We start from the raw sequence: 12700 nt of genomic DNA, 5'->3' as shown, positions 1-12700 counted from the left end.
TAAAAATAGCCTAAGATTTGTGGGAAATAAAAGCAAAAAAACTGGGACATTCTTCAGATTTATTTCTGATGAATGTCCCAGACTCTTAGTCAATACTATATTTCTAAAGTTAAAGATCTTATTTTTTTAAAGCCAGACTAGGTGATAGGTTGACCAATCGATAATTAACAAAACCAGTTATGCCAAAAACTAAACCAATATTTACTAACAACAAAAGCAGCCCTAGTTGGAAATTAAACTCTAGATTATAACCAAAGTTATGGCTATATACAGTATTAAAAATAAGAAGCCATATACTACTAAATAAGATGGATAGTAGACAAAATAGAACGGTTTCTCTTCTCAATATCTTAGAGATATTTCTGGTACTATATCCTAAGCAACTTAGTATACCAACTTCAGAATATCTAGTGATAGAAATTCGATAGATTATAATAAAACTAACAGAGATAAATAGGAGTAAAAGTAAATTGGATAATATGGTAAACAACTTTATAGTATCAGCAAAACTATTTTTAAAAGCACGAATGTCTTTTTCCTTAGTGTATATATCGTACCCCTCACTTTTCAGCAGGCGATGAATTTTGGGAATGTCCTCAAAATTTTTCACACTAAACGCTATAGCAGATGCCTCACCTTTAGCTACTTCTTTATAAATTTTCTTTTCCAGCTTCGTACTCATTGTAAAGTTATCAAAAGTATCGTTTGAGATACCACTCACTTTCATTTTTATTTTATGTTTTTGTCCCTCCTTATCAAAGTATTCAAAGTCAACGTACTTTCCAACTAATTGATTAATATTCTTACTCAAAGACGAGGCAACACTTAGAGATAGACTGATTTCATTCCTATTATCTTTAGGCATGTCCCCATAAATCATCGAAAGATCGGAAGAAATGAATGTTGGTGATTTAGTATCTAAGTGTTTATTCTTATGATCATATTTAAGATTAATATTTTGGAGATTATATTGGTAATACACATCCTTAACGTTTGGTAATGTTTGTAAATAAGTAAGCCCTTCAGATAAAGGCTTTTTTGAAAAAGCAATTGATCCTTTACTATAGTAATCATTTTTTTCTTTAAATGACTGTATTTCATTTTTTATTGTATTTTTTATTCCTAACGTTGAAATAAAAGAGACCGTTCCTAATGAAATCAATACGATAGCAAGTAAATTTTTTAAAAAATGTATTCTAAAATTCCTGATTGCTATCCAAAAAAGTAATTTTGAGTTGAGTTTTGGGACAATCTCTTTAGCTTTTTTCGCTGTGAAAGTCTGACTTTCTTTACTATAGTCTAATTCATATCGCTCTTTTTCTTTAACTATTTCTATTGTATGATTTTTTAAACAGACTATTTCATCGGCGTACTTTGAAACTTTTTCACTATGCGTAATAACAATCACGGTTCGATTCCTTGCCAACCTTTTTAGTATCTTCATCACACCATCACTATTTAATTCATCTAAAGCAGCCGTTGGTTCATCTGCAAGAATTATTTTAGGATCGTTCATTAAGGCTCTCGCTATAGATGCTCTTTGTTTTTGACCACCGCTTAACTCATGGACCATTTGATTTGCCTTGTTTTTTAAACCGAGTTCCGTTAATAAATTCAATGCTTTTTCGATTTTCTCTTCTTTCGTTAGTTCAGAGTCTAAATGTGCCCCCATTATGACATTTTCAAGTACTGTATATCCATTTAAGAGATGATAATCTTGAAAAATAAATCCCACATTGTTGAATCTATAATTAGACAAGTTTTTATTCGAGAAATTTTTTTCCTTAAAACATAAATTTTCAATTTCCCCATCATAATCTATATCTAAGCCTGCTATTAAATTTAATAATGTTGATTTACCAGCTCCACTATTCCCTAATACACAAGTTAACGTACCATCTTTAAATCGATAATTGGCATGTAATAGTATATCCAAATCTTTGTACTTTTTACTGACATTATTTAAGTAAATCATTCGAATCACCTTGTTTCATTTTATGAGTAGGATTAGTTTTAAGAAATAATAAGTAGGATAGGAAACTGATTATTATTGATTGGACAAATGGTAGCAACAATACAAAAACTAAGTTATTAGTAGATACTATATATATACTAAATAATTTTTGACTTAAAAGACTAAGCATTGGGAAAGTTATCAGAAATAGAAGAGAAGACATTATTCCAAGTATAAAGTATTCTGAAATGATTAAACTTAAAATATTTTTATTACTGAAACCATTGAATTTGAAAAAACGAAATTCACTTTTCTTTATATAAAAATTGAACAAAGCCAGAACAATACTAATTGTTAGTGACAATACAAAGAATATCAAACTGATGGTAACCCCTTGCTCCTCATTTTTCTTTCTCAATCGGAGCATGTCTTCAATCATGCTAAAATCTCCAGAAGGTTGTAAACCTGCTTGTTGTAGTTTATTCACGATAGGTAAAATATCATCTAATGTTTTTGCTCTTACGTTATAACTTATCGATTTCTCAATGCCTGCTTGTTGGCGCATTTTTTTGATAGCTTCTACACTAAACAACAACGGGCCATCCGTTAGTTTCCCGTCACGTCTTCCTAAAGTGCTGGTAATTGCTCCACCTTTAGGATTATTTTCAATGACTCCCACTACTTTTACATCATTTAATGAGACCTTTGATCCTGTAATTTCATTGCTTCCAATCTTTGGATTTACGTCTATAAGTCCTGTCATATTTAAGTTTTTCCCGATTACGTCGGTGGGTTTTAGACCTAGTAAATCCAGTAACCGTTTAGGAACAGCCACTTCTATTTCTCCAATTGAAGGATATCTTCCAGCTATCAATTTCGTAATTGCAGGCAAGTTAAAGCTATCCTTCACTTCATAATTTTTAATCAAATCTCCTACGTTTAGTTTCAAATCACCCACTATTTCCAAGGGTGCCACAAAATCTACTCTGGGATCATCTTTTAATAAATCTACTGCTCCTGAAGTATCTTGTTTTAGAGAACCAGAAGGACCACCACCTGTCGATTCTTTTGACAAAGAAATATCTTTGATCGTCTCTCCTCTTTCTTTAACAAGACGGCTAAAATTATCATCTTGTTTTTCTTTTATTTCCCCACTCAAATTAATCAACATAAAAAAGGAAGAAAGTATGAGTAAAATAATCGTTAATATAGAATATATGGATGCGCCTTTTAGAATGTTAAAAGATTGAGAGATACAATTTTTTAAAGATAAATAAGGAGGTTTATTCAATCGATTGTTTTTCCCGTCATCTTTTGAGTATTGTTTACTTTGCCCTACTAATTTTAGTTGTCCTTGCTCCATGCTATAGACATTTGCGTCTTTTTCAATTAAACCTTTATCATGAGTGACTATTATCACTATTCTTTCTTTAGCGATTTTTTTTAGCTCCGTCATTATTTTATTAGCAGCTAAAAGATCTAATGCTTTAGTTGGTTCATCTGCTATGATTATTTCTGGATCTTTTACTAATGCTCTAGCTATCGCTACTCGTTGTTTTTGTCCGCCAGATAATTTTGCCACTTTCATTTTAGCTAATCCAGATATTCCTAGTTCCTCTAATACCTTTGCTACTTTCATTTTTCGTTCTGCTTTATTTAAGTTCGATAGGCTTAGAACTAAATCAATGTTACATTCTACACTTAAGTATTCTATCAATTGGTAATCTTGCCAGATAAAACCGATTGAATTGTAATAATAGTCGGATAGTTCTTTTTTCGTAAAACGTTTCATCGACTGATTGTTAAAATAAACATCTCCTTCAAAATTTTGATCCATACCACTAATGATATTTAATAGCGTTGTCTTCCCACTACCCGATGGACCGTAAATAAAATTGAGGCCTTTTTGGAAATCTCCTGATAAATGATTCAATACTATTTCATTTCCAAATACTTTTTTTATTTCGATTAAACTTAACATAAGAATCTCCTTTTATAACGAATTTGGGTTATTGCTCTGCTAGAATAAACTGTAACGTTACGTTATATTCAAGGAGGTAATTATGAATAATTATTTAACAATCAGTGAATTTGCAAAATACGTCAATTTAAGTAGAAGAACCTTAATTTATTATGATCAAATTGATTTATTCAAACCAAAAAAAATATCTACTCATGGTTATAGATATTATACTTGTGACCAATGCTTTGAATTAGACGTTATACTAACCTTGAAATTTCTTGATGTACCTTTAGAACAGATTAAATATTTTCTCGATAATCGAAACATGGATGACACGCTGACAGAATTTAAAAAGCGAAAAGAAATTTTAGATGAAAAAATCAATGACTTAAAACATATGCAGACGTTTTTAGAAAATTATATCGATCGGTATACAACATTGAAAAATATAAATTTTGATATAATTACTCATTCTTACAGAGAAGAAGAATCTTTTATTTGTTCTGATTTAATGCATTCTCATTACTACGACTCCATCGATTCTTTATCTAGTTATAGTGATTTTTATTTATCCTTAGATCAAAAAGATTTATTTAATGGCTATCCTATAAATTTTTTAGTAGAAGATTCTATTTTTTCTGACATTCAAAAAACTCCTTTTAGGTCACTAATTAAAATAAACAAGGAACAAAGCCATCTTTACGACGCAGAGAAAATTATAACCAGATCGAATGGAACATATGTCTCTTTCTTCATAGAGGATTCAAATTATAATAAGCAAGAAATCAATCAGAAACTACTGAACTATTTTCAAAAAAATAAATTTATTCCAGAAAGATTTTTTTGGAAAATATTATGGCAAGATGAAATTACTACCACGATTCCTGAAAAACGTGTATTTGAAATCTTGATACCTGTAAAAAAGAATTAATCGTTTACTGAAACTAAGAAAGTTCCTTATTTCCCCTTCTTAAAACAACCTCTTAAAAATGATTCAATTTGTATATATATGCATTATTGTTTTAAAATATACTTAAAAGGTACCTAGGAGATTTTTATAGGTTTGGGAAAACTATGAAAAGATCTCACCCACATCTGGCTTCCTCTAATGGTTGAATCACCAAGCTGATCGTCAGCTAATGATAGACAATGAAAAAAAAGAGATTGGGACAAAAGTTGTCTCAGTCTCTTCTAGTATCTCTAAAAACAAATAAACGGCCGTCATTGATCAGGTCAGTAATCGAATTTGCTGCTTTGGGCTTTGGTCAATTGTTCATGAGCAGCGTCGCCTAAAATTCCACCCAATGCGATGACAATTTTTGAGATAAGCCTCCACCTATCTTTGCGGTTGTTGTTGTGTGATACAGTGAATATTTCCACCACCGTATACGATCTCAACTGTATTTACGCCTACGACTTCTTTATCTGGAAAGAATTCTGCTATTTCCTCAAGTGCCAGCTCATCATTTTTATCTCCATACTGAGGAACGATCACACCGTTGTTCGTGATCAGAAAATTCATATAAGAAGCAATACAAATGTCGCCATCTTCACGTGGCATCGTTCCTTCTACGTAATCGATCTTGAAATCCCCATTGATCGTGACATTCTCTACTGGGCAACAAAGCTTATGAACTTTTAATTTGCGACCTTTGGCATCGGTCATTTCATTCAAACGCTTGTAAGCAGCTTGAGCCGCTTCATAAAATGGGCTGTTTTGATCTTCAGTATAGATACAAGCCACTTCTCCTGGACGAACAAAACATGCCACATCATCCACATGTCCATTGGTTTCTTCCGGATCGATCCCGTCACCTAACCAAAGTACTTTCTCACAGTTTAAGTAGTCACATAATTTTTGTTCGATCTCTTCTTTTGTCATATGAGGATTCCGACCTTCACTCAATAAACACATCTCAGTCGTTAAAACAGTGCCTTCTCCATCAACATGAAAGGAGCCCCCTTCTAAAATAAAATCCTCCGTTCGATACGAATCCACGTGTTCGATTTCACAGATCTTTTGTGCAATCAAATCGTCTTGATCCCAAGGGAAATACAAGCCATCGACTAATCCGCCCCAAGCATTGAATCCCCAGTCATTGCCTCGTAATTCACCATTGTCGTTGATGACAAAGCTAGGACCACAGTCACGAATCCAAGCATCGTTGTTCGACATTTCATAGACAGTGATGTCGGCAGGCAATTGACGACGGCAGTTTTGATATTGCTGTTGCGACACGACCACATTCATTGGCGTGAATTTGCTGATCGCTTTTGCAACTTCGGCAAATGCTTCTTGAGCCGGTTTGCCTCCATCACGCCAGTTATCCGGACGCTCTGGCCAAATCATCCATACTTTCTCTTGTGGTTCAAACTCTCCAGGCATTCTAAACCCGTCTTGTTTCGGTGTGGTCTTTTCGATTCGCTTTGCCATGATACAGCACTCCTTCTTTTTTGATTTTTTTGATCCAGATAATGATTTCACCAACGAGGGCAAATATAATTGCTCCAATCGTGATTGGTAATTGCTGACTCAGCGATTCAGCATCAAACTGCAAAGGAATCGCTGTGAAAATCAATGAGATCACGATCATGATCATCGGTAGTGCGACTAATACCTTCAAGAACAAGTCGCTGCCGCTCACCTTGAAAGGTCGAGGTGTTTCTGGATCGATTTTGCGCAATTTATAAAACGCAGGAAAAACAGGTACATATGATAGTAGGAACATTACTAGGTTCAACGAGAAAAATGCCCAAAATAAATCTTGATTTGGTAAAATTGGTGCGATGATGACAACGATAGAAGCAACAATACCATTCATAATCGCCGCACCAGTAGGCATGCCGTTTTTTTTGCTGCGTTTGGCAAATACTTTCGGCATATCGTCATTTTCGGCTGCATAACAAGCAGTATTGTTAACCCCTAACGACCAAGAAATCATATTGCCAAACAATGTCAGTAAGAATAAAAAGGCCATCGAAATAATGAACCATCCGCCTGTTGATCCTGTCAATAACTTAAAACTATCCATCAATCCGCTGCCTGTACTAATCTGATCCGTAGGAATTGCTACACCTATCCCGAATGCAGAAAAAATGTAAATGGCTGCAATCACCAGTCCACCGGCAATGATCGATTGAGGGATTTGCTTTTTAGGATTTTCCATATCATTCGCGAATGTACAAATCACTTCGAATCCTAATAAGTTAAAAATGATTACTGAAATAAAGGACAAACTATTTAAATTGAAACTTGGCAGCATGGAAGAAAGAGTAAACTCATTCGCCACACCCTTAGTAAACGCAGTATAGAGACCTAAGCCACCGATCAAGATTGCCAGCAGCATTTTGATAACAGCTGCTCCATTCAAAATCCACACGCTGTCACTGACCGGATAAAAACTAATCCAAACGATGATCCATATAAAGATCAGTTCGATCACGATAGCAGCCGCTGTTGAAAATTTGCTTCCTGTGATCGTCATCAATAAATCAGGGCAGACTACTGCTAGAGAAGCTAACCACAGTGGATAATTGATCCAGTAATACCAAGAAACGCGAGATCCCCAGCGATGTCCGAAGGCTTGTGTCACCCAATCATAGATACCGCCATCACCGATATAAGTTGTTCCTAACTCTGACGAGATCAATCCATACGGCAAAAGGAATGCAATCAATAAAAAGATCCACCAAAAAAATTGTGAATTTCCGATTGCTGCTACCGGTGCAGCCGCTTCTGCCACAAATACAACACAAATAACAGATAATATAGCACTCATCAAACTAAATTTTTTCTTTTCTCCCATTGTTTTCTTCCTTTCCGGTACAAGGGAATAAGGTTGGACCAACGATTGAACGATTCTTGTAACCTGCGGACTCACCTCGTATGATTTCTAGTGCGGCATAAAAGCTACATTAGTGTGAGATCAAGATTCTGCTAGAAAGAATCGATTTTCAGATCGTTAGCCCCTCCTCTAGAACAGAGACAATCCTCACGCATCGTCATGATACGCAGATTATTTCCTTTCCTCATCTCTTGCGTCTAAAATGTTTCACCTAGCAAAGCTTCCAAGTCTTTTTTAGCCGCTGCTTTTTTGGTCTCATCGATTGGATTTTTTTCCGCATAATCCCGCATCAAGTACACTAAGAGACCGCGAATCGAAGTCAACCGATTTTCTGCTTCATCAAAACAGATCGAGTTCGGTCCATCCATGACTTCATCTGTGACTTCTTCCCCACGAGTGGCAGGCAAGCAGTGCATAAATTTCGCTTGTTCCCCAGCACTTTTCATCAGGTCCGTATTCACTTGGTATTTAGGATAAAAAATACGCATGCGTTCCTCTTCTGATAGTTCAGCTTCATACAGTCCATACCAAACATCTGTATAAACAAAATCCGAACCTTCGATAACATCGATTTGATCGGATATCGTATAGGAGCCGCCAGAATCTTTGCAAATTGCGTCTAGTCGTGCGCGATGGTCTTCGTTTAACTGGAACCCTTCTGGTCCAAATTGAACGAATTCCATTCCCATTTTTGTTGCAATCAATCCTAAAGAGAAACAGACTTGTGTGGCATCTCCAATAAAGGAAACCTTGCAGTCTTCAATTTTTTTGCCTGCTGGAAGATGTTCGATCATGGTGCAAAGATCGCCAATTTCTTGCGTTGGGTGGTTGAAGTCAGACATCCCGTTAATAACTGGGATCGTGGCATTCGTTGCTAAGTCATACACACTATGATGACGTTCCACACGAGCCATCAAAATATCAACTAAACGAGAAAGAACTCGGCTCGTGTCTTCTATCGTTTCATGACCACCCAATTGAATTTGCCCTGGTGCTAGATATTCTGCGTGCCCCCCTAATTGTGTCATTGCTGTTTCAAACGAAACCCGCGTTCTGGTAGAAGACTGTTGGAAGATCATCCCTAACACTTTGTTCTTTAGCAAAGGAGGATAAAAACCATTCTTGATGGCCGCTTTGATTTTCAATGACAGGTCAACAATTTGTTGAATCTCTTCCTTCGTGTAATTTTCAGTTGTAATAAAATCTTTTTTTCCCATAATGAAACCTCCTAAGTAATTTGTTTGCTTTGCATCTTCACTTTAGGAAAAAAAGTGAGAGTTTACGATAAGCTATTAGTTGTAAACGTTATCATTGTCGATCTATACGTGCTACAGGCTGGTTTATTTTTGGATATAAACCATTTATTTTCCAAGGGTTTACAAAAGTTTAGAAGGAAGTTTATAGGAATTAAAAGTAAAGATAAAAAAATCGGTGTTATAATTAAAATAAGAAATTTAAGGTAAGGAAAAAATGAAAGGGGATTCAATATGATAGCTATTTTTGTTTACAACATTCTGTTGATCATTTTATATTCAATCACGATGACTTTTGCTATTTATGCTTATTTAAAAGAAAAAAACAACTTATTTCTCTGGATCAGTTTGTATTTGGCATTCTTCATTTTTGATAACACGATTATTTATATGACGGAGTTCCTCAATTCCTTTGCACAAAGTTATGATCAAGCATTTATGAGTGCGCCAGCAGTTAAAACGATTATTTTTATGGGAAACGCCTTTTTTTCCATTTCTATTCTTGCCGAACTACAAAAAGAAAAACTTTCCCCTCTCCATTATGCTTTACTGCTTGCTTTGGCTGCTTGGATGATTACCATCCCATTGATGGATAATTCAGCCTTTAAAGTCTGGCTCTATTATCTGGGCAATCAACTCTTCCTGTTTTACCTAGGAATTTATTGTTGGCGAGGAACAAAAAAGGATGTACCTTTGCTGAACAAACGCTATTTAAAGCAATTGATGTTCATTAATCTCTTCTTTAGTATTTTGATCATTATTGAAGATAGTTTCGTGATTTTCAATGTCGATCAATATAGCTCCTTAGTGACAAAAATTTATAATCGTAGTGTCTCAGAGGATATTTTTTCGATTGTTATATGTGTTTTATTACTGCACTTCTTTATCAAAAAATATCAACCTCAGAAAGAAAAAACACAAAATCAAGACACCTCTCTCTTGATTCAAGACTTTTGTCAGGTTCACCAGTTTACTCAACGAGAAACGGAAATTTTTGTATTGCTACTGTCACATCGAACCAATCAGGAAATTGCTGACCAGCTCTTTTTCTCATTAGGAACGGTTAAAACTCATGTCCACAATATTTTTATTAAACTTGACATAAAAAAGCGCACGCAAATTATCCCCCTTTTTGAAAAGTATAAAGAAGCCATTGAGTCAACCGTTTAAAAAAGTCCTGGAAGTATCCCTTCCAAGTTCTCAGTCTGTAGACGAGTCTGGGACATTAATCAGAAAAAATCTAATTAATGTCCCACTTTTTTATGAGGTTAATCATAAAATAAAAAAATGGAGAATGAGACAAAAGCGGCATCTTCAAAAAATTTTGATGCTGAACACTTTTTTCTCAATCTTTCACCAATCATTCTAGAATTTCTCTTTACCAACATCATTTGACAAAGGGTCTCTTTTTTGTCCAAAATTTTGAACAAAACTAGATAAAAAGACATTCCAAACTCAAATTACAAGTTTGAAATGTCTTTTATCTATAGTCTGATCAGCGAAATATTTCTTTGGCTTCATCACTCATATATTTTATCTTACTCATCTTCATCATCGTCATCACTGAAAATCCGTCCATTCACATAACAAATGTTACTTGTAGCAGATTCGATTAATGAAAGTTCTGTTCCAATTAATTGACTGTTAATGAAGTCAATGACCATTGGCATGTTCATGCCTGCGTATAAGTCAATTACTTGACCCTCGAGAATTATTTTTGAAACTACATTACACGGAGTGCCACCCATTAAATCTGCTAATACTACGAAATCATCTAAATTGGCAATTACTGTTTCAAACTTTTCACGAAAATCTTCCGCTGATTCAGAAGGAAGAAGGCTTACTGTGTGAATACTTTCCTGAGGCCCCATTATCATTTCTGTACTTTTTTTCAATTCTTCACAGAAAAGTCCATGACTAATTAAAACTAATTGTTTTCCCATTGAACCACTCCTCATCACTAATTGGAATCAGCCTGACTTATTTTGAAATCACGCCTAAAGCTGATAATGCTACACAAACCACTAATACTATGAAAATTGCCTTAGTAGAAGTCATATTCTTTTTGCCAAGCATCCAATAAATTGCTGCAACGATACCGGCTGGTAATAATCGTGGTAAAATCATATCCAGGTTGTTTTGCATGTTTAACGTCACATCACCAATACTTGGTGCCCAAGACAATTTTACATTAATCATGGTAGCGACCAACGCTCCAACCATGAAGACCCCTAACAAAGTTGCAGCATCTGTCAAGGCAGTTAAGCGATGTTGCATCGTGGTAACTAAAGAGATTCCTTCACGATAAGCAAATTCTAATTGTTTCCAACGGAAAATCATAACAGCGATTTGTGCGATAATCCAAATAAAAATTCCAGTTGGGTTGCCATTAATTGCCATATTGGCTGCTAAGGCTCCAAAAATTGTTGGAATTAACGCTGCGAAAATCGAATCACCAATTGCTGCAAAAGGCCCCATCAACCCAGCTTTTAAACCTGAGACAGTGTCTTTACCATCAATACCTTCCTTTTCCTCAATAGCCAAGTCAATCCCGGTAACGATAGTATTGAAGAAGTTTGATGTATTAAAGAATTGTGTATGAGTTTTCATCATTTCTTTTAATTCAGGAGAATTATCACCATAAAGCTTGCGTAATTGCGGCAGAATTGTATAAAGATAGCCTGATCCTTGCATCCGTTCATAGTTCCAGCCTAATTGGAAAGTAAACAAGCTTCTGCGATTGATCTGCTTAAAGTCTTCCTTCGTTAACTTATAATTAGATTTCGTCATCTTCAATCTCTCCTTCATCTGAATCATTCGATGTAACATCTTTAGGGGCTGGCGAATGTGGTATCAGCTGTCCATTTTTGTAACTGATGGCTGCTAAAGAAAATCCAACTAGGGCAATTGCTAACATTGGAAGTGAATTAAATATTCCTTCGAAATTCTTCACAACTCCTGCAACACCCGTTCCTAAAACCTGCATGTTAGTAAAGACGGTTCCTAGTAATGCCGTTAATGTAAATCCTAAAATTAGGTAAGGGAAATGCTTTTTAACTGGCAAGTAACGTAGTAGAATAGCAAAACCGACAGCTGGTAAAACTGCTCCAGCTACTGATAATCCATCGCCTAACCACTTCAAATCACCATTTAGCACGGCTACCACTTGTTCTACTAGTCCTCCTCCAAATGCTAATGCTAGAAAAACGGGAATCATACGAGAAAGTGACCAAGAGAGGGCTCCCATTAAGAAATTACGTTCGATCCCTTTATAGTTCATATCTTCAACTAATTTATCAATGCGATGCGCAAAATACGTATTCGCAAAACGGGCTAATATATCTAATTGAATCATCAAGCTAGCTACTGGTACCGCAATTACGGCAATTGCTTGCTCTGGGTTCATTCCTAGCGCTACTGAGAAAGCTGTCGCTAAAATCGTTCCAGAGTTGGCATCAATTTTTGATGCACCCCCAAAGGTACCAACACCAAGTACAGTCAATTGCATACTACCACCAATAATAAGTCCTGCTTTTAGATCCCCCATCACTAGACCAGCAAATAATCCGGCAAAAACGGGTGCACTCAGCGATGAATAAATTTGTAACTCATCTAAAATTTGATACCCTGCGTATAATGTTAATAATAAGATCTGCCACCATAAGATATCCATTTATTTATCCTC

10 protein-coding genes are annotated in these 12700 nt (G+C 35.3%); 2 read left to right on the top strand and 8 right to left on the bottom strand.

The window, feature by feature from the left end; genetic code table 11:
* Positions 1-118: 118 nt before the first annotated feature.
* On the bottom strand, positions 119-1975 hold the full coding sequence (locus IGL28_RS02655) for an ABC transporter ATP-binding protein/permease (protein ID WP_081127784.1): 1857 nt from the start codon (positions 1973-1975) through the stop codon (positions 119-121).
* Positions 1959-3935, bottom strand: coding sequence for an ATP-binding cassette domain-containing protein (locus IGL28_RS02650; RefSeq protein ID WP_081127782.1), 1977 nt, complete (start codon positions 3933-3935; stop codon positions 1959-1961). Before IGL28_RS02650 ends, IGL28_RS02655 begins: the two co-directional genes overlap by 17 nt.
* Before the next feature lie 82 nt (positions 3936-4017).
* Here IGL28_RS02650 and IGL28_RS02645 point away from each other — a divergent pair, with 82 nt between their 5' ends.
* A complete protein-coding gene (locus IGL28_RS02645) occupies positions 4018-4848 on the top strand; it encodes a MerR family transcriptional regulator (RefSeq protein ID WP_010719950.1) in 831 nt (276 codons plus the stop codon).
* A 405-nt stretch (positions 4849-5253) separates the two neighbouring features.
* On the opposite strand, the gene aguA is transcribed toward IGL28_RS02645, so the two are convergent.
* From aguA to ptcA, 3 genes are all read right to left on the bottom strand, one after another.
* Positions 5254-6351 (bottom strand): agmatine deiminase, encoded by a 1098-nt coding sequence (gene aguA / locus IGL28_RS02640; RefSeq protein ID WP_010738362.1) that lies wholly within the window; start codon positions 6349-6351, stop codon positions 5254-5256.
* Positions 6305-7723, bottom strand: coding sequence for an APC family permease (locus IGL28_RS02635; protein WP_438843883.1), 1419 nt, complete (start codon positions 7721-7723; stop codon positions 6305-6307). The genes aguA and IGL28_RS02635 overlap by 47 nt, the downstream gene beginning before the upstream one ends.
* A gap of 236 nt (positions 7724-7959) precedes the next feature.
* Entirely contained in the window at positions 7960-8979 is a 1020-nt protein-coding gene (gene ptcA, locus IGL28_RS02630; protein ID WP_081127778.1) for a putrescine carbamoyltransferase, read from the bottom strand.
* Positions 8980-9249: 270 nt separating this feature from the next.
* On the opposite strand from ptcA, the gene IGL28_RS02625 reads away from it, so the two are divergent.
* Positions 9250-10185, top strand: a complete 936-nt coding sequence (locus tag IGL28_RS02625) for a response regulator transcription factor (protein WP_438843882.1) — start codon at positions 9250-9252, stop codon at positions 10183-10185.
* A gap of 368 nt (positions 10186-10553) precedes the next feature.
* On the opposite strand, the gene IGL28_RS02620 is transcribed toward IGL28_RS02625, so the two are convergent.
* The 3 genes from IGL28_RS02620 to IGL28_RS02610 are packed head-to-tail and all read right to left on the bottom strand — an operon-like array spanning position 10554 to position 12688.
* Entirely contained in the window at positions 10554-10958 is a 405-nt protein-coding gene (locus IGL28_RS02620) for a PTS sugar transporter subunit IIA (RefSeq protein ID WP_010719955.1), read from the bottom strand.
* A gap of 37 nt (positions 10959-10995) precedes the next feature.
* Entirely contained in the window at positions 10996-11805 is an 810-nt protein-coding gene (locus tag IGL28_RS02615) for a PTS system mannose/fructose/sorbose family transporter subunit IID (protein WP_010719956.1), read from the bottom strand.
* Positions 11792-12688 carry a PTS mannose/fructose/sorbose/N-acetylgalactosamine transporter subunit IIC gene (locus IGL28_RS02610; protein ID WP_010719957.1) on the bottom strand — a complete coding sequence of 299 codons (897 nt, stop codon included), beginning with the start codon at positions 12686-12688 and terminating at the stop codon, positions 11792-11794. The genes IGL28_RS02615 and IGL28_RS02610 overlap by 14 nt, the downstream gene beginning before the upstream one ends.
* Positions 12689-12700 lie beyond the last annotated feature (12 nt).

The organism is Enterococcus sp. AZ077 (assembly GCF_051714965.1).
Lineage (GTDB): Bacteria > Bacillota > Bacilli > Lactobacillales > Enterococcaceae > Enterococcus_B > Enterococcus_B hirae.
Note: the sequence above shows the minus strand (reverse complement) of the source record. Positions and strands in the feature narration are given on the sequence as shown.